General features: G+C 61.6%; 7 protein-coding genes. 1 reads left to right on the plus strand and 6 read right to left on the minus strand.

Translation table 11 applies throughout. The features are described from left to right. Nucleotides 1-2 precede the first annotated feature (2 nt). From BCCGELA001_RS33355 to BCCGELA001_RS33380, 6 genes are all read right to left on the minus strand, one after another. Complete coding sequence (locus BCCGELA001_RS33355; RefSeq protein ID WP_236840917.1) at nt 3-2,294, minus strand: P-loop NTPase fold protein; 2,292 nt, start codon at nt 2,292-2,294, stop codon at nt 3-5. Further along, nucleotides 2,246-3,382 (minus strand): hypothetical protein, encoded by a 1,137-nt coding sequence (locus BCCGELA001_RS39210; protein WP_008541599.1) that lies wholly within the window; start codon nt 3,380-3,382, stop codon nt 2,246-2,248. Before BCCGELA001_RS39210 ends, BCCGELA001_RS33355 begins: the two co-directional genes overlap by 49 nt. A gap of 562 nt (nt 3,383-3,944) precedes the next feature. Then, nucleotides 3,945-4,715 carry a hypothetical protein gene (locus tag BCCGELA001_RS33365; RefSeq protein ID WP_144441622.1) on the minus strand — a complete coding sequence of 257 codons (771 nt, stop codon included), beginning with the start codon at nt 4,713-4,715 and terminating at the stop codon, nt 3,945-3,947. Between the two features lie 13 nt (nt 4,716-4,728). Further along, nucleotides 4,729-5,658: a hypothetical protein gene (locus tag BCCGELA001_RS33370; protein ID WP_144441623.1), complete on the minus strand. Its 930-nt coding sequence runs from the start codon at nt 5,656-5,658 to the stop codon at nt 4,729-4,731. A 96-nt stretch (nt 5,659-5,754) separates the two neighbouring features. Further along, nucleotides 5,755-8,535 (minus strand): patatin-like phospholipase family protein, encoded by a 2,781-nt coding sequence (locus BCCGELA001_RS33375; RefSeq protein ID WP_060737225.1) that lies wholly within the window; start codon nt 8,533-8,535, stop codon nt 5,755-5,757. Between the two features lie 20 nt (nt 8,536-8,555). Beyond that, nucleotides 8,556-11,273, minus strand: a complete 2,718-nt coding sequence (locus tag BCCGELA001_RS33380) for a DUF2235 domain-containing protein (RefSeq protein ID WP_008541586.1) — start codon at nt 11,271-11,273, stop codon at nt 8,556-8,558. A 630-nt stretch (nt 11,274-11,903) separates the two neighbouring features. Here BCCGELA001_RS33380 and BCCGELA001_RS33385 point away from each other — a divergent pair. Continuing rightward, nucleotides 11,904-19,361 carry a SpvB/TcaC N-terminal domain-containing protein gene (locus BCCGELA001_RS33385; RefSeq protein WP_158511670.1) on the plus strand — a complete coding sequence of 2,486 codons (7,458 nt, stop codon included), beginning with the start codon at nt 11,904-11,906 and terminating at the stop codon, nt 19,359-19,361. The last annotated feature ends 269 nt before the right edge of the window (nt 19,362-19,630 follow it).

The raw sequence follows: 19,630 nt of genomic DNA on the forward strand, positions 1-19,630 counted from the left end.
GGTCAGCGATTGCGTGGACGGAACGTAAAGCGGGCCGCTTCGGCGAAAGCCTGAGCGAAGCGCTCGCTGCCGGTCTTGCGGTCCACAAAGATTTCATCCTCTCTTTGAAGCGCATTCGCGGAAATATCCGGGCCGGTGTCAGTCGCGCGCGTCTCCGACGGGTCGCGGCCGGCGGCGGCGACGTATACGGCGCGCAATGCGGTGAGGACGGCGGCTCGCATGCCTTCGTCGTTGAGGCGTTCACGTAACCGGATCTGGGCATCATCTCGACCTTCCGCGACGGGTTCTTTGTTAGGAAGGAGACAAGCCACGAGCGGATGGAGGCCATCGGTCGGCAGGTTCTGTCCAGCGATTTCGGCGACCAGCGCCGCGGTTTCCGTGGTGAGCCCGACCTCGCAGGCGAGAGCAAAAAGCAAATACGGATAGAGCGGTGTCTTGCCGACGCCGCCCGCCTCCAAGTCCGCAATGCCCGTGGGCCCACGCATCACGCGGATTAGGCGGTAGGTATTGACCAGGCGCTTCAGCCCGCGCGGTGACTTTCCTGCAAGCGGCGCCATGGCCGCCAGCGCTCGCCGCTCGAATTTTGACATCGTGGCTCGTCGTTGCGCCGCGGTTTGAAATAGCGTGGGATCGGGCGCCACGTCGATCGGCACCATGTTGTCCTGGCCCTGCTGCCCGCCTTTGTCACCGGCGGCCTGCCCCGGAGAGTCTGCGGGCTCTTCCTCCTGTTTATCGATGCCGCTGACGAATGTCTCGACCATTCCGGGATTGCTGATGGGCTGCATCCAGATCGGCAGCTGGAAAATCTTTTCAAGGTAATCGGCGACAGTTGCGCCAGCGGGCTGTACCGGTTGGTCGGCATCACCCGGTTGCCCGGGCACCGCAAGCTGGCCGCTGTAGACCTTGCCGACAGCGCGATGCAGCCAGCGGGCATCGACGGCAACGACTACGACGAAAAGGTCAAAGGCAAGGAGAAGGTGGATTGCCTGCAGGACCTGCACAACGTGCTGCTCGGAGCAGCGGTCAAGATCGTCGATATAGACGATGATGCGTCGCACCTCGGGAACGTGGGTGAGATCGGCTACTTTGTCTGCTGCGGGCTTGGAGTTGCCTTCGGCGGGTTTGACCTCCGCCGGCGCTGCCGCACGCTTCTCGTGCATGATCTGCTCGAGGGTTACGAAGCACCGCCTGACCGTCGCGAGAAGCCCAAGCTTCTTGCGCACCTCGGCAAGCTCCGGCGAGTAGGTAATGAAGTAGCGCAGCAGACCTTCGCGAGATCGCCCCTCGGCCGCGAGGCTGTAAGAGGCCGCGAACTCCGTTGCCTTCTTCTGCTCGGCGATCATGGCGTCGAGCTTCTCGCGTTCCTTCTTGACCAACTCAGAGGCTTCGCGCCGCTCATTGTTTAGCTCGGCAGCTCGCTTCTCCTTGCGGGCGAGGAATTCGGCGGCTAGCGAGAGGATCGGCGTCGCGGTGCCGATCGCGATCGCAGCCGTGCCGATCAGCGTTCCGAGCACAGCAACGGAAGGAAAGGCACTAACGATGTAGGACCAAATCTCCGGGACACGTCCCCAACCGAGATACCAGACGGCCCCGCCGACTCCGATGGTAAGAACGGCGAGGGCTGCAGTGAGCCCATAGATGATGCCCCGGCTGAGACTGCGGCGCAGCAGCACGAAGAGCAGCCCGGCGCGGCTCGGCAGATCGAACAACCCCGACAGGAGCGACGCAAGCTTTTCCGGATCGCGCTCGCCGGTCGGTACACCGCACGCCTGCAACAACTCGTCGAGACGCTTCTTGTGGGCTTCGGCCTTTTCGACTTCGCGCCTCTTGTTCGGGTCCTTTTTGTCTTTATCGCTGAGTTCCTTCGGGGTTGCTTTTGTGATGAGTTCTTTGGCCATCTCGCCTGCCACGGTCGCTGCCACTGGCTCGTGCTCGAGGCCTACGAGCTTTGTCTCGGCCGCCTGTATAGCCTCGCGCTGAAGTTCGATAGCGCCTTCTACCAGCGGCGAAGCTTCGGCGTCCCTGCGCAGTCGCTTGGCGATCTCTGTGATCAGGCCGGTCCTAAGCTTACCGTCCGGTGCGCGGCCGTCGATGGCATCGGCAAGCTGATCGAACAGCTCTGCTGTAAGGGAAGCCCAGAGGTTTTCGGCATCGGCATGACTCCAAGCATCGAAGTTAATCTGCACCACCTTCGGCGCCGCCGGCACACTCGGTTCCGGCGACGTGCGCGCGGCAATTTGATCCTTTAGCAGGCGGATAAGCGTACTCTTTCCCGAACCCCAAGGACCGAACACTCCAACCGCGACCGGCGGCTTGAGGTCATCGAGCAGTAACAGATCAGCAAGCGCCGCCGCATCGCTCCCGGTGTTGAGCAAGTCGGCCTCGGTCCGATCATTCGCAAACGCATGGGTTTCGCCAGCGGCGCGGGGGGCAGGCTTACCTGCCGCATCTCGTCTAAGATCGGGCCCCAGGACTCGAGCTTGTCGCCCAGGTTTACGTAATTCTTAATTTCGTCCTGAACAATCCGCGTCAATGTATCGCGCCAGCTGATAAAGTTCAGTCCAGCGGCATCGCTGGCTACACGCCCTATCTCTTCAAGGACGAGTCCGGCGAGGAAGTGCCGCACGCCGCCTTCAAGGTACGAGACATTTGTCTTTTCGCGCAGCAAGGACATACGAAGAAGAATGGCTACGAGTTCCGGACCAACGATCACGTTGCTCGCACTCGCATCAATTGTCGTTTCGGACGGGAAATCGAACTGCCCAAGCTGAGTGGGCGTTGCACTGGAATATTCGCGCACTATCCTCGGCAGGAATACGCTCGGCCTACTCGCCATACCTTGCCCAATCTGCCGGTGCAGCAGCGCATCGAAAACCTGACGTGGCCGCAAAATCCGATCGTGGTCGAGCCGGGTCGCAGCAATCCGAAGCAGCCGTCCAAGGTTTGCCGAAACATAGGGCACGGCGCTCTCAGGCCAGGTGAACGCGAGAATGTCCTGTAGAGCAGCGCCACGGTCTCGTGCCGGCGCCAGCGGATCCGCCAGAGGAGCGATACCGTTCTGACCGATCGTGCCGGTCCCCTGCAGCGTATCTGGTTCTTCACCAGCAGCCTGCTGCTCTCTACTGCCCGCTTGTTCGTCGAAATCGGATTCGCTCTCGTTCTTCGCCTTTCCTGGGCGTCGATCGACCCTCCGACGCAATTCTGAAAGTTGACTTTCCAATTCGATCTGCCGCGACGTCTTGGACCATCCAGGCTCCTCGGACGGCGACGCGCTTGATGAGACGGATGTCACATACGGCTTATTTCGGGCAGCCTCGAGCGCTGCGATCTCCCGTTCAAGGTTCGCTATCTGGTCATGCAGGTTACTTGCGAGTTCTTGCATTGCATCGCCCTCGTGCCGGCATTCAAGGTCGAGGCAGGTGAAACCGCGCCCGCGGCGACGCCTCAACGGTCGGATGCATGTAATCTAATTCACAATCGTGACCTGTGCTACACACCGGCGTCGCGAAGAGCCGGTGGATTGCGCAACGGCGCGCAGGCGAAGGGCTGCGGCGGCACAACGCCCGCCGACCCGCGATCATTGAGGCGTTCAGAAACTCAGGCGGAAAGCCTGAATGTGCGGAAAATGAGTCCGCAATTGGTGCGTGATTGGCCTCGCAAAGAATCTGCTTTCTGGCGATTAGCAGACTGCGGATTGAGTTCAGGACCTGCGCTTGTTAGCCCGAACCGAAGCGGTTTGAGGGAGGATGCGGGTCCCTCCGAGGACGCCACCCCCTACGGCACAAACGCGCCCCAGAAAATCACCAGCCGCAGAGGGCGGAAGCTGGGTTGACAAGGTTGACACGTTGACAGTCGACAACAAGCGATCATTAAGACAATTCATTTCCATTGCGCGACATCGATCAGGATGGTCCGACGGATGAGAAAGTGCGCATTTGGCGGTATCAGCGCTGCGCCCAGGACAGCAGCCAGCCCGACGACAGCGTCGTGAGCCAGAGGATGACGACTAGCGTCAGCCAGGCGAATGGTACGACGAAAGCGAGAAGTGGTTCAGGCGCCTTTGCGACGGCTACCTTGCCGCTATTGCGACCCGAGGTGTAACTTGTCTGTGCCGGCTTCGTTTTCAGCCATCGGGCCAGCGCGCTGACGCCAAGGTTGATGAGCAGTGCCGCAACCAGGGCATGCGCAGCGCTGGCGGCGATCTCGTACTGGTCTCCCTTCAAGTCAAGGCTCCGCAATAGCAGACTGATTGAATCGATCGCATGGTTCTCGCGCTGGCCGGACTGGAGCTTCTCAGCAAGCAGAAACGACAGCGACAACAGGATCACCGTGACGGAAAACGCTGACACGATCGATGTCATCATCACTCGGTGCGCCAAGGATTGCAGCGGCGATTTGTCATACCCGCAGCTCACGAACATTCGAGTCAGAACAAACAGTCCGAAGACGGCCAAGAGAGCGGCGACGGCGGCAAGAAAGAAATATTCTGGATATTCTCCGAGTAGCTTGCCGTATCCGCCGGGGTGCACGCGCATCAGATGCAGCAGGAACGGCAGCGACAGCCAGATCAGCGCGGCTAGTCCGCGTTCGATGCGGCGATTACCGAGCATCGCGCGACCAGGAAAGCGCGTCAGGGTTAGCATGCTGGACGGCTCGGCCTCCGCCTCGATCGCCTCGCTGGCAAGCACGGCTGCGGACATACTGCTGGTCGGCATCGATAGCTCCCGTTTAGCGGCCCGAGGAAGTCTTCCACGTGACGGTCCGTACTAAGGGCGTGCGATCGCCATTCTTGCTCGCGCGCCACAGTCTGATCATGGTCCGATAGGGTTGCCAAGTCCTGAACGACCAGGAATCCTGGGTCGGAACACTGAAGCCGAAGCAAGCCGGTGCCGCGCTGTCACCTGCCGAAACGATAGCGAATTCAGTGGTATAGGAGCCGCGAGTCTCCGCGTCCTTCTTCTGACGCCTACGCTCGGCGTCAGCGCCGAACACGGTCCGCAGCACCTCCATGTCGTCGGGCAACCTCTCGAAGCCGTAAGTCTTCCAGCGCTGTCCGCGGGTAACAAGATCGCTGTTACTTCCGACGCAGTCGGTGCCGCCGTCCTTCAGATCGAGATGCAGACGATCGCCTATGTTCGTTCCCAGCGGGTTGCGCGAAATGTCATCGGCGTGATTCTGGGCATATTCGCGCATGCTGACCCAGCGGCTGTTGAGCCAACGACCACCACCAAACTGCAGTAACGCCTTGCCGCCCGAGCACTCCGTTGCAATGCCCGGCCGCCAGAGTTTGACCTTGTCTGCCTCGATCCGGCTCCCGATATCCACCCCGGGCTCCTCAATCGTTTCGGTGCGCACACTCCAGACTTCTTCCCGGCCCGCCAGGACCCTGCCGCCGATCATGAACAAGCGCGCTTCGGGGTGATATGTCAGGGCTACGCCGTTGACGCGATAATAGCGGCGGCCGTCCCCGAGGCTGCCAGCTTCGCCCGGCGCGGCAGCAATGTGGGCCGGATAAAGCAGGAACAGGCCGCGCGCAGCGCCGAGTCCGGTACAGACGGCCTGGTCGTCGTTCCAATTGGGGACCTGTGCAGCCGCCGGAGCAAGGGTCCCGAGCCACGCCACGAACATCGGTATCGGCAATAGATGAACAAAATTCATGTCGAACGGCCCCCGATCTCGATCAACCACAAAGTTCGCTAACGCACATTAGCGCCTGACAATAATAGAAGGATGCCCCTCAGCATCTACCAACGTTCACTGCTTTCCCGCCCTCTTCTGCTTCGCCACGCGCTGTTTCACCGCCTTCTCGACCGCAGCGATGAAACTGCCGACGCCGCTGTCAGTGGCAGTCGGAGCGATCGTGTCGATGACGTGCTCGCCGAGCGCGCGGTAGGCCTCGAACTGGGTCTCCCCGAAAAACTGGTCTGTCGTTGGCTCATGCGGAAACTTCTCGTGCATGAGCGCGTAGCTGCGCACGGACAGGGGGGCGCTATCGTCGCGGCACGGCTTCATGTAGAGCAGTTTGCCGGTGCTGCGCTCAGGCAGGTGATAGGTAATGGTGGCGACGGCGCAAGGCGAGGAGGCATCGGTCAGCCTGGCGGCGATGTCGAACGACTCGAACTGCACGGTGACGCCGAGGTCGATCTCCGCCCGCCGCAGCGCGTTGCCGAGGTCCTCGAAAGTCATCTTGCAGTCCTCACCTCCGTCGCTGACGACGATGAGCCGGCACCGCCGGCGTAACATTTCGTAGATGCCCAGATTGTCGAAGTGGCCGCCGTCCGACAAGTAGACATAGTGTCGATCCGCGGTGGTGATCCCGAGCGCTTCGGAGATTAGAGGGATTGCGGAGAACAGCGGCCCCGAACTCTTGTGGCTCTTGTGTCCTTTCGGCCCCGGATTTCCGTACCACGCACCGAGACGAACGTTGAACAGCGTCATCAGGATGCTGTAGGCGGGCGACGAACTGTAGCCCATATTCGGGCTGACGGCGGCGCCGGAAACCGTCATCGCACTCCCGAGCGTGATGCCGCCACCATAGTCCCCAGTATTGCGGAAATAGCCGGCCGGCAGGCCCCCCGATTGCCCCATCGATGGCAGATCGCCGGTGCCGATCGCGAGCGGCGTTGCCGTGAACGATACCGCCTTGCGCTCCTGCCAGGCGAGTTGCGAGCTGCCGACGACGTTCAGCGCCATGTTTACTACGAGCAAAGGCGGGCGCTGGCCCGGTTTGTTTGCCGGCGCCGGCTCCCTCACCCTTGTCCCCGGCCAGATCGTTGCAAGGCCGAGATCGTCGTTGCGGTCGAAGTCGGTCAGTTCGTTGGCCTCGCGCGGATGATGCGAGGCGCCGAGGAATGTTCGGATCAGGCGATTGCGATAGACTCCGTGCATCGAGAAGCGATTGATGTCGACAAAATACGACGTTGCAAGGGCGATCGTCATAGCTGCGGCGGCTACCGCCCAGGTCAGTCCAGTGTCGGTGTGGGCAGGAAGCAGTGCCGTGCCGTGGATATGCCAGTCGAGCACGACCGACGTCAGCACGATCAGACTGACCGTGAACACCATCGTCGCCACAGCCATCACCAGATCGCGCGGCAGCTCCATCCACGACCTGACGTTTTCCTTGATCGTCGCTGTTGTCGATTTTGCCCAGCCGAGCAGCGCCGTTGTTGCGCCGGCGAGGCTGCCCACGCCGGCGAAGCCCGCCAACTGCAGCCTCGTTGGATGGCTCATCAAATCGAAGACGATTAGCGACCCGAGCAGCACTAGACCAAACAGAAGGAGCCAGGCTGTTGCCGCCAGTAGATGATGCCCGGCCGCGCGCGCCAACCACTCGCGCTCGCCGTCGCTCCAGTCTGTCATGTGCGTCAGCGCCACATAGATGACTTCGCCGAGGAACAGGGTGAGCATGACAACCGGCGGTCCTGCAATGATGAAAGTATGCCGCGGCGTCAGCGGTGCCGGCAGGTCGTGCAACCGGTCACCGCCATAAATCGCAAGACCAACCAATGCCGCCCCCACCGCCCAGCTCACCACGATAGCGCCAGCGACAGTTGCAAGTTTCCGCGGCGCGATCAGAGACGCGTCGCTGGGCGGGCGTGCGAAACTCGAAAAATAGAGCGCGACAAGGCAGGCGAGTAGGCCGGTAACGGCGCTGACGCTGGCAAAAAAGAAGGTGATGCTGATCGAGAGGGGAGAATTTTGATATCCGGCGATGTTGTCAGGCGGAAAGACGAAGCCGACGTCCGTGATCGTGATGTCCGGCGGAAGGACGAAGCCGATGGTAGCGACCGTGATCAGCGTCGCGCCGATCAGCATCGGAATGATCTCGAATACATAGAAATTGAACAGGCCGGAATCAGCCACGTCTCCGTGGGGCCCCGGCCGCTGCCCGATAGAATCCACGAACGACATACCCATGAAAGCGACCGCGATAATCGCGAGCATGGCACGCCATTCCGGTGGAGCGTTCCAAGCGCCGACCGCAATCAGCTTTACCGCTGCGACGACCAGCACGACGACTGGCAGCAGCACTAGCCAGTTAAGCAGCAGATTGCGAACATAGATCACGCCCATCGTTAACCGGTCAGCGGAGAACAGCCCGGTCCGCGGCGTCAGGTAGTTGCTGTAGTTGCGCAGGTGCCGTAGTGGTGAATTCGTGCGCATTGGTTCATTGCCGCTGAGCTGCCCCTGCGCATCGTCGAATCCATGCCGCTGGATCCAAGCGACGAGGAAACTGCCAACATAGCCGCCGCCGGACACAGTCGACAGATAGTCGAATTTTTCCAAAATTTGCCGCTTCGCCAGTCCCTGCACAATGCCGAGCGCGAACGCAGCGCTGCGGATTCCGCCACCCGAAAGGCACAGCGCCGCAAGCGGCGTCGCAAGATCCTCGACCAGCCTGTGATAGCGATCGATATTGGCTGCCGTATTGGCCTGAGAATTCTGCTCTGGACCGATGACACCCGAGCGGCGATAGCGGACATACTGCAGCTCCTCGAGCAACACTTCGCTGGTGTCCTTGATATCGTCGATCATGGTGTCCGTTCCCGCGATGCTCAGTTCGGTGGAGCCGGAGCAACCGGCGACGCCGGCAGGCGCTGCAGTGTGACCTGCGCGGTGCCGCGATTGTTAGAGTAGTAGCAGCCGTAGGGCCCCAGGAATGGCACGATCTGGATCGCATCGTTCACGTAGAGGAAAAGCTCGCCCGATTCCGGCGCGATGAAATCGGCAACGAACTCGCGCGCGAGGTTCTGCGCGTCCCACTCCTGCTTCGCGTCGTCCATTTTTGACGCATCGATCTTGTCAGTCGGGATCAGCCGGCAGTCCTTGTTGCCGTTGTTCGCGACCGTTTCGGGGCTAGGTGCGTAGGCAAACCTGGACGGCAGCTCCTGCATCAGCGCCGGCGCGGCCTTGCGCGGCAGTTCGTCGGCCGGTCGCTTGTTATTGGCAACCAACGGCCATTCGGAGGTGCCCCACTTGCCGACACGGGCGATCGGTTGGAACCAGTCCGCGTGATACCAGCGCCGGCTAGCGAGGCCCAGGCCGTGGGAGGTGAAAAGCGACGTCGTGAAGCCGTTCGTGCCCGACATGGTCGTGCGGTCGAACCATGGCTCCACGACTTTCATCGATAGGCGGTACTGGCGGCCTTTCTCGATCCAAAGCCCGCTACCCCAGCACATCGCGCTCGTTTCGAACAGTTTGCCGGCTTGCTTCGGCGTTTCGTCGACTACGAACTCGCCCGCGGTCACGCACATCGGGGTGCTGCGTCCGGCGTACCAGTCGAACAATGAGCGGTTGCCAGCGACGAATACGGAGCCGAAAAGAGCGGTGAGCAGCACCCCCGGAAAGACCCAGGTCGATACGAGCATCGCCAGCCCGTTCGCGAGATGGCAGTTGCGCATCTCGCGCGCGAAGCTGCGTCTGCCGGCATGCTCCCGCGCCGCCTCGCAGGTTTCGCGCTCTTTGCCTGCGACAATGCGCTCCGGGTGATACCAAGCAAGTCGCGCGCGCTCGCGGATCCTGTCACGCAGCGACGTCGACCATTGATAGGCAAAAAAGATGAAGGTGGCGAGCAAGAGCGTGAGCAACGGATAAGTGCGTGCTGTCTCGAGCCACGCGGCGGCTGCCGAAGGCAGGAAAGCCTGCAACAGATCGAAGGGCACCGCGAGAACGCGAACGGACCGATCGTTACCCTCCTCGAGCTGTTCAAAGACCCCCCCAAGTCCCGCCAGAACGGCGAGGCCGCGCAGTACGGCCACAAGTTTCGGCGCGAGAACCGGCCAGGCCAGGGCCACCGCGGCGAGCGCGAGCAGCCAGAAATAGGAAACGCGCCGCCACCACACCGTATCGAGAGTCCGTTCGACGATCGTCTCGCTGGGCGGCGGCAACTGGTCGATCGCGGCCTCGCCGGCCGCAGCATTGTCGCGCCGCGCTTGCGTCGCATTGGCCGCCGGCTGCCAGCGGACCCGCGCGCGCTTCTCCGGTGGCAAGATCAATTCCGCCGTTGCGCCGGTCGGTCCCGGGAGCCAGACCAGCGACTTCGCCGGCAGCGTCACCGGCGCATAGTTGTCGCAGCCCTTGAGCATGCGCTGCACCACGCTGTGATGCAGCACCGGCGGCCCACCATCTTTCAAGTCGCTTGCGATGCCGCGCGGACTGTAGCGATAGAACACAGCGGCGCCCGCGCGCGAGTCGTGCACCGGACCGATCGCCGACTGATAGGCGCGGAAATAATCGATGCGCCCGTCCTGGAAGCGCAGCTGGCCCTCGACCTGGCTTGCCATCCACGTCATCGGCACATACGACAAATTGCCATCCGGGTAGCCGCCGCCGACGTCGGAATGTACGCCGGCGAACCAGACCTCCTTGATGCGCTCCTGCTCTGCTGGGCTGATGGACTCCTTGCCGTCCGGGTCCTTGATAACCTCGCGTTCGAACCGCAGTGGATGAAAGGTCTCGCGCTCGTCGTCGAGCGACAGCGCGTGCCGAACCCGCTTGACCTTCGGGCTCGGTTTGCCATTGCGGAACGAGATTGGCCAGATCACATAGTCGATCGCGACGCGCAGCTCCTCGATCGGCACGCCAAACGCCTCGACCGTGTCGAACAGGCCGAGAAACTCGATGTGAACATTATCGCGCCGGCTCTCGGAATTGACGCCGCTGTCGGTGAGCTTGTCGTCCTGCTCCTTCCGTTTGTCGAGCACATCGCTGTACCGCTGGTGGCCGAGCAGCCGGCCGCCGGTCTCCTGCCATATCCACAGCAACACGTCGCGGACGACCCGGGCGAGAGTGACCGTCGGCCAAACGTTGCGCCATGTCACGCTGGCGCTGCGATAGGCACGCCAGGCGGCCTTCGTGTTGCGCGCCATGTCGGCATGCGAGACGCTCTTGCCGTCTATCATAGCCGGCATCAGCCCCTGCGCGGCGATCATGCCGGCGAGCGTGCGCGCGGTGAAGGCGCCGCGACTGAAACCGAAGATGTAGACGTGGTCGCCCGGCTGCCAATTCCAGGAGAGAAAGCGGTAGAGAGTGCGCACGTTCGACGGCACGCCAACGCCCGTTACGCCGTCAAATAGGGCGAACGGTTTCCAACCGGCGGTGCCGACGCCCTTGATGTAGTACGCGACCTGGTCCGTCTTGGTGCGATCGAGCGCTTCATAGAGGCGCCAGACGTTCGATTCTTGAGCGCTGAATGCGTTGCCGGTGCCGTCGGCGAAAATCACGAACTTCCGCCCTAGCGGCAGCACCGGCGACCCGGCTGCGATGTCCGTCATCAAGCCCCCACTCTGTCACCCACGGCGCCAACGCGAAAAAAAGCTAGGCGCCCCTCAACCTCAACCGCGCAGGGGGGATAGTGTAACTGAAAATTTTTACTCGCGTAAGATGTGCTGTAGGCTGGGCGAATTGCGACGCTCTATAACGCCCTCGCCGGTCAGGTCCAGGTGCCGCGACACTCCGTCGTTGATTGACCCGGATCGTTGCCCGGAATTCCCTGCTTCACCAACACCTTCCAATATTTCCTAGGTCAGTGTCGCGGATGGTGAACCGAACTTTGGAGGACGATAGAAGGGTGAGACCGCATCGACACTCGCCACAAACGTAGCTTGTGGCCCCTTGCTCATTGACGAAGTCAATAGCCACGACGGTTTGGGCCCACGCCGGTCCGAATAGGGATTGCTTTTGTACACGCCTTGGTAGAACCTGATGGGATTAGAATGTTTGAGCGCGGCCCGCTCGGTCGGTGGACGGCACAAAAATGACGGGGCTAGTTCTGCCGAAAGCAGAGTAGCACGTAAACTCAATAGATCCTTCGATTGGCGGCTTCATAACGATTCCAGATGTTCTTGATTGCTTCGTAGACGAATTGAATGAGAGATTGCCGCTCGCGGCTCAGGTATCAGCCGATGTCCAATGCGTTCCCACCTCACCCCGTTGCGAGCGGAGCAAGACAAGCCTCCGGATCGACTCCCCTATCTGCCGAGGCTGCAACTCAAAGCCAGAGCTTTGCGGCCAACCTTCCCAAGGGCGGCGGGGCTGTTCGTAGCATTGATGAAAAGGCCAGCGTGGATGTCTATCGCGGTACCGCACGGCTTTCGGTGCCTCTTGGCATCGATGCAGTACGCGGGGGTGTCGTCCCAGAGCTCTCGCTGAACTACGAATCCGGCTCGGGCAATGGTCCGTTTGGCATCGGCTGGAACGTTGCAGCCCCCGCAATTTCCCGAAGGACGGACAAGGGAATTCCGCGTTACGAGGACGAGATCGGCTCCGACCGCTTCATGGCTGCAGGTTCGGACGAGCTTGTTCGCCTAGTCGATGGCGCAGGTGAGGCGGTCTTGCGGTATCACTCCCTCGACGGTGAACTCATTTCGTCACCTCCTGCATCCGAATATTACGAGGTGCGTCCCTACATACCGCGCGTGGACAACATACGCAGCCGCATCGAGTGGTGGCGCAGGATCGTGCCCGGTGAAAACGGCAGGCGATCGTGCCCGCATAGCTTCTGGCGGATCATCAGCCGGTCGAACGTCACCAGCCTGTATGGCTTTTCAGCAGCCTCGCAGCTTCGCGCCCCTGGCGTCGCCGACGATACGCCAAAAATATTTCAGTGGCAGCTGGAGCGCTCTTTCGATGATCGCGGCAACGCAGTTCTCTACGGATACGCAGCCGACGACGACGGACATGTCAGTCCGCTCGTTGCATCGCCGTGCTACCTCGTCTCCGTTAAATACGGAAACGCTACGCCCTACGATCGTCACGGTTGGTTGACGGCGGCGTTTCCTGCCGTTTCGCAGCATAGTGCCTGGTTGTTCGAACTGAAGTTCGACTATGGCCATGCGATCGGCGATCCCTCGAAGAGCATCGCCGATATCCTCGCGCTCGTGGAGCGGCCGGTCGACAAGGACCGCTGCGTCCTGCCGGCGGCAGGCCGTTTCCGGCAGGACAGTTTTACGTCCTATCGAAGCGGATTTGCCATCCGGACTCGCCGGCTGTGCCGGCGAATTCTCTCATATCATCGTCTGTCAGACGCCTATGAGGGGCTCACTCGCTCGCTTGAGCTGACCTACGAAGAGAATCCTTACCTCAGCAAGCTCGCGGCGGTCACCCAGGTGGCCTGGGACGGGGTTACTGGCAAGGCATTTCCACCCCTACAGTTTGCCTATGCCGGCGTGCCGGACCTTGCTAAGGCGCGCGTTGAAAGGCTCGCGCCCGACGCCCTGCCGACATTGCGCGCTGCGCTGGACAGACCCCACTATTCCTGGATCGATCTGGACGCCGAGGGAGCACCGGGCGCCCTGTTCCGGTCGCCCGACGGCGCCTGGCTATACGCGCGCAACAGCGGCGGTGGGCGGTTCAGCGCGCCGCAGCCGGTCGGCTATCAAGCCCCGCTATCGGGCGCAATGACGTCACGAAGTAGCGGCTCGGTTGCGCTGCTCGACCTCGGCGGTGACGGCCAACTCGAGGCCGTTGAGTTCGGTCGGCCTGCCGCCGGTTTTCGCGAACGCACGGCCGACTACAAGTGGGATCAATTCGTCCCCTTCGCCCACAGTCCGGCGCTCGATCCCGACGATCCGAACGTGCGCCTCTTCGACCTGGACGGCGACGGACTTTCCGACCTCGTGTCGTCTGAACAAGGAGCTTATGTCTGGCAGCGTTCGCTCGGCGAAAACGGCTTCGCTCCCCCGGAGCGATTGAGCTGGACTAGCGAGGAAAAGAACGGGCCGCGCCTGTTGTTCGCGGATCGAAACAACATGGTGTATCTCGCGGATATGTCAGGCGATGGTCTGACCGACCTTGTGCGGATACGTAATGGCGAGATCTGCTACTGGCCCAATCTCGGCGCAGGACGGTTTGGAGCGCGCATCCCGCTTACGATTCGCGACGCGGACGGGAACGAAACTGGCGAGCATGTCATATTCGACCGGTCCGAACTGTTCAGCGCCAGCCGTATCCGGCTGGTCGATGTCGATGGCTCGGGCTCGACCGATCTTGCCTATCTGGGCGCCGACGGACTGCGCTGCTGGCGCAACCAGTCGGGCAATGGCTTCAGCCGCCCCGTCACGATTCCTTTCCCACCGATCGACGATCCCGGCGCGGTCTCGGTTGTGGATTTGCTGGCCAACGGCACCTCTTGCCTGGTGTTCGCGCCGGGCAGTCCCGATCCGTCGGCGCCGCTTCGCTATCTGCATTTCGTCGGAGGCCAGTCGCCCGATCCCGCGGTTTCCCCCGATACACGAGGATCGCAAAAGCCGCATCTGCTCGTTCGCTACACCAACAATCGCGGCGGCGAAACGCATTTCCGCTATACGACGTCGGCACAGTTCTGCATCGAGGACCGAGACAATAGCAGACCGTGGATCACCAAGCTCGGCTTCCCCGTGCAGGTCATCGAACGCGTCGAACATCATGATCTCGTCACCGGCAAGATCCTGACCAACAGCTATCGTTATAGGCACGGTCACTACGACGGACAGGAACGCGAGTTCTGCGGCTTCGCGCATGTCGAACAGCGGGATGCGGTGCGATACGAAGCCACCGCCGATCGCGCGCCATCACCCAAGTTCGGCGCAAACGCCGCCTTCGAGCTTCCTCCGACTGTCACCCGCACGTGGTTTCACACCGGAGCGACGTTAAAGGACGAGACACTGAACGAACGGCTGGCGATGGAATATTTCGCCGCCGATCCCGAGGCGCTTCTGCTGCCCGACACCGCCGTGCCTGAACTGAATGAGGCCGAGACGCGCGACGCGATCCTGGCACTCCGCGGTTCGGTGCTGCGGCAGGAACTCTACTCCGGTGAAGAGGATGGAGGGGTACTGCCCGGTGCGTGGCCCTACACCGTTTCGGAACACAGCTATTCCGTTCGTCGCTGCCAGCCGACGGCCGGCAATCGCCATGCCGTCTTCCAGGTCAATCCTGCGCAGCAGATCGACTACAGCTACGAGCAGCGGCCGGATGATCCGCGTGTCCAACACCTGTTCACGCTGGAAACGGACGAGTGGGGCAACGTGTTGCAGTCCGCGCACGCCGCCTACGGACGGCGGACGGCGGGCCTCGTTCGGGATCTTGCTTTCCTCAACGACGAAGCACGGAAGATCCAGAGCCGCACGTCCCTCACCTACTCACGCAAACGCTACACGAACGGCGTCGCCGACCCGCTCGCCAACCCGCTCGATCATCAGGCGGCACTGCCCGCCGAAAGCATCGACTGGGAGATCACCGGCGTTCCTCCCACGGGTCCGAAGGGCTTCTATCGGCCGGTCGACGCAACCGCACTCGATACGACGGTCGCAATTGTCGATTTGCCCTACCAGTCCGTTAAACACGGCACCGCGACGCGCCGGCGGATCAAGCACAACCGCTTGCACTACTGGAACGCAGCGCAAGACAAGGCCTTGCCGCTCGGCGGCCTCGCGCTACCGGCTCTCGCCCATCAGAGTTTCAAGCTCGCATCTACGCCACAGATGATTCAGAGACTGGCCGACGAGGCCCGGGAGCCCGTCGATGCCGATCGCCTGCTCGGCGCGGGCTACCAGCGGCGCCGCGACGTGGTGTCCTCGTCCCTGTTTCCGGCCGCAGCCTGGCCGGACGACGCTGATAGTGAAAGCTGGTGGGCGCCCTCGCCGTTTCAGCAATACGACCCCAAGGCATTTTTCGTTCCCGTTACGCATTTCGATGCGTTCTACAAGAAGACCATCCAGGAATTCGGCATCGGCGTCCTGATGCCGGAGCGCATCGTCGATCCCGCCGGAAACGAGACCCGCATCAGGAACGACTACCGCCTGCTTCGACCCCGGCAGATCACCGATCCCAACGGCTCGGTGGCCGAAGTGCGATTCGACCTCCGCGGAATGGTGGCTGCGACAGCCCTGCGCGGCAACCAGCATCGCCCGACCGGCGATACTCTGGGGGGCATCAGCGTCAATCTAGCGGCGGCCGACATCGCGAAATTCTTCGGTACGCCCGTGGCTTTGGCGCAGCCCGGCTCCGGAGCACCTTCCTCGATAGGAAGCGCCACCTCGCGCTTTGTCCATGACATGTTCGCCGCCTGCGATCTGCAGCGGTCGATCGCGGTCACCGCCGGCCAAACGGTGTCCCGCGTGCAGCCGGTTTGGGCCGCGACAGTTGCGCGGCAGTTTCACATCTCACAAGATAAAGGCGCGACGATCGAGATCGTTTTTGCCTACTCCAACGGCTTTGGCGAAGTCGCCCAGACCAAGCAGCTGACCAATGCCGGTCCGCTCGATCCCGTCCACGATCCCGCGAACACAAGCGTCACACGCTGGATCGGCTCAGGCTGGCAGATCCACGACAACAAGAACCAGATCGTCCGCGAGTACGAGGCTTTCTTCACGGCAACCCACGGCTTTGAGCCCGGCCGGCTCGAAGGCGCGTCGCACACGACATTCTACGACGCATTGCAGCGGGTGCGCACGAAGCTGGCGCCACACCGGACATTCCTTGACTCGGGCGCCGTGGCGCCGACCGCACCAGTCGGCCACAGCTACGAGAAGCAGACTCACCATCCCTGGGGTGAAGAGACCTGGGACGCCAACGACACCGTGCTCCTGAATCCGCTTCACGATGCGGATGTTCACGGGTTCTTCCGCAAACTACCGGCCGGCGAGGTGCTGCCGACCTGGTATCAGCAACGCGTTGACCTGGATCTAAACCAGGAGTCGTGGCCGGACGACGAGGCCAGGCAACGCCACGAACGCGAGTGCGCCTTGCAGACTGCAGTTCATGCGGCCACCCCTTCGCGCACGTTCCTCGATCCGCTCGGCCGGCAGTTCCTCTCCGTGGTGCATCATCGCCGCGATTCAGAAGCGCGGAACGAATTCATCTGCACGCGATCAGAATACGACGTCGAGGGCAATTTGCGCGCCGTTATCGACACCATGGAGCGTGCGGTGATGCGCTGGGACTACTCGATGATCGGGTTGCCCTGGCGCTCCCACAGCATGGACAGCGGATGCCGAATACTGCTCACGGCCGTTGACGGCAAAACCGTGGTCGAATGGGACGCGATGCAGCGTCGCATCGTGCATGAATACGACAGCCTGCGACGGCTGCTAAGGGTCACCGTGCGCGAAGCAGGCAGCGAACGCACCCGCGAATCCTACGCCTACGGAGAGAGCGTCGCCGACGGCGCAGCCAACTACCTCAGAGGACGTCTGTATCGACAGGACGACGAGGGGGGATCATCGACGATTGCAAGCTACGACTGGCATGGATCGCCCACCCGAACCGAACGCACAACCGTACTGCCCGGCCAGCCCGCCAGGACCGAGACGCGTCAGGACGAGTTCGACGCGCAATCGCGTCCGGTCGAGTCGGTAAGCGATGGATCGAGGATTGCCCGGAAGTATTCCGTCTCGGGGCAACTGATCGAAGTGACGTCCTCTCCGGGCGGCGCGGTTGTCACGGGCATCACCTATCGTGCGTCCGGCCAGCGCCTGTCGCTCCGGCATGGCGGCGCGGGACCGGGCCTGCAATATGTGTTCGATCCGCTCACGGGACGGCTGCACAGCCAGCGCGCCGGCGATTTCCAGAATATCCGTCACATCTTCGATCCTGTCGGCAACATCACCCACATCTTCGACCGCAGTATCGAGGTCGTGTTCAATGCAGGTCAGCGTGTCGATCCGCTTCGCACGTTCAACTACGACTCGCTCTATCGGCTTGTCACCGCACGCGGGCGCGAGCATTGCAGTCGCACGTCGGGGACCTGGAACGAGCAGCCGAAAGGCTTCCCTTACGACCTTTGCGCCCATGCGCACGACCAGCACGCGTTCCGCAACTACCGCGAAACCTATCAATATGATCCCGTCGGCAACATGGTCCGCCAGCGTCACGTCGCGGGCCCCGGCAGTTGGACACGCAGCTTCAACGTCGAGGTGGTCAACAACCGCCTGCGCAGCGTCACGATCGGCAACACCGAGCTGGAAACCCTCGACTGCGACGCCCACGGCAACGTCGTTCGCATGGCTCATCTCACCGATCTACGATGGGACTACCGCGACCGCCTCGTCCTGACCCGGGGCGGCGGCGACGACAGCCGCTTTGCCTATGACGCCGCCGGCGAGCGCGTGGCCAAATCGGAGCCGCGCGGGACGCGGTATTATCTTGGTCAGTTCGAATTCTTCTCGGCCGGCTCGGCGAAAAATTCCTCGGTGATCCGCGACGGCAACGGGATTCTGGCGATCGTCGACCATGCCGGCGGCGCCAACGCGCAGGTGCGGTTGCAGATCCCGGACCATCTCGGCTCGCGTTGCATCGAGGTCGACCAAGCCAGCGGCGAACTCCTCGCGCGAGAAGAATACTATCCCTATGGCGGCACCAGTTATCAGGCCCCGACATCGGGCGCAGCCGCGCGCCGCTATCGCTTCACGGCAAAGGAGCGCGATGAGTCGACCGGGTTGAGCTATCACGGCGCACGCTACTACGCGCCGTGGCTTGGGCGATGGATATCGGCGGATCCGGCTGGCGTGGTGGATGGGCCTAACCGTTATTGCTACGTGGGCAGCAATCCTGTTTCCCACATGGATCCTACTGGTCTATTCGAAAGCAAACCTGATTCAGCACGCAATCGCCAGGAACAGCCCCGGCAAGTTCAGGGAAGCTTGAACACCAAGAGTTCGGACCGAGGTTTCTCGCTGCCTCGAGTGGAAGAGCCCGGCTTCAAAGAATCACTCATCCCTATTTGGGGATCAGGGAAGGAGTCTTATCATCATTTCCAGGAAGGGAATTATTGGAGGGGTACGCTTTGGGGTGCGCTGGCCGTCTCGGATGTCTTTCTGGTCAAGTCACTTGCCACGGGTGCAGGCAAGATTCTGTGGCGCGGAGGCATGAAGCTGTTAGGCCGCGAAGCGGCGCAGCTCTCCTTGCATAGCTCGCCTCAACTTGCGGAAGCGGCGGTACCCAAACTTGTCAAAGAGGCAACTCACGTATCGAGCCCATGGGCCGGGCCTGGCGTGAGTATCTTTCGCGAAGGAGATTGGTTTATCAAGAGTATTAATCCAACTGCCGGCTTCTTTCGGAAACAATGGGGCCTGCTCTCGATCGAGAGCCAAGCCAAGGCCCTGGCAAAACTCGGAGACATTGGAGTTGATTTTACCTTGCGCGAAGGAACGCTGTGGACTCGAAGTGCCGGCGAGCAAATGACCAAGTTGAATAGCCTATTCCTTCAACGATACGCGCAGGGATCGTTACGGTTGCGGACCCTATTCAACGATATCAGGCCTCGAAATGTGGGCCAGGCTGGGTTGATATTTGATGCCGCAATTGATGACGTGACGAAATCGCTGGCGTATGGCGAGGCTTATCTCAGTAAAGCGTATGCTGAATGGCGGCAGCACCACTAGTCGCTCGCGATTATTGTTTCTTTTGAACCAGCGGCGCGTACCGGAGCCGCTAGCACTCGGCACAAGTCTTCAAGAGTTGATGATCAGAAAAAGCGCCCAAGAGTGTCATGGGCAGCTTGGCTGGCTCAAGCCCCTTTTTGCGCACCGATCCTCTTTTGGAGCGCGTCCCGGCAAAGGGGCATTGAACTCAAACCAGGCCGGTCGTGCAAAAAACATCTGCGTCAACTTGACATAGCCGCTTGACGCGCGGTCGAATAGTCTGGCCTAAT

Origin of the sequence: Bradyrhizobium sp. CCGE-LA001 (genome assembly GCF_000296215.2) — a bacterium.
In the GTDB taxonomy this organism is placed as follows: domain Bacteria; phylum Pseudomonadota; class Alphaproteobacteria; order Rhizobiales; family Xanthobacteraceae; genus Bradyrhizobium.

Coding starts and splice junctions, on each gene's coding strand:
- BCCGELA001_RS33375 (WP_060737225.1), bottom strand. CDS start 8,535: ATGATCGACGATATCAAGGACACCAGCGAAGTGTTGCTCGAGGAGCTG.
- BCCGELA001_RS33380 (WP_008541586.1), bottom strand. CDS start 11,273: ATGACGGACATCGCAGCCGGGTCGCCGGTGCTGCCGCTAGGGCGGAAG.
- BCCGELA001_RS33385 (WP_158511670.1), top strand. CDS start 11,904: ATGTCCAATGCGTTCCCACCTCACCCCGTTGCGAGCGGAGCAAGACAA.
- BCCGELA001_RS39210 (WP_008541599.1), bottom strand. CDS start 3,382: ATGCAAGAACTCGCAAGTAACCTGCATGACCAGATAGCGAACCTTGAA.
- BCCGELA001_RS33370 (WP_144441623.1), bottom strand. CDS start 5,658: ATGAATTTTGTTCATCTATTGCCGATACCGATGTTCGTGGCGTGGCTC.
- BCCGELA001_RS33365 (WP_144441622.1), bottom strand. CDS start 4,715: ATGCCGACCAGCAGTATGTCCGCAGCCGTGCTTGCCAGCGAGGCGATC.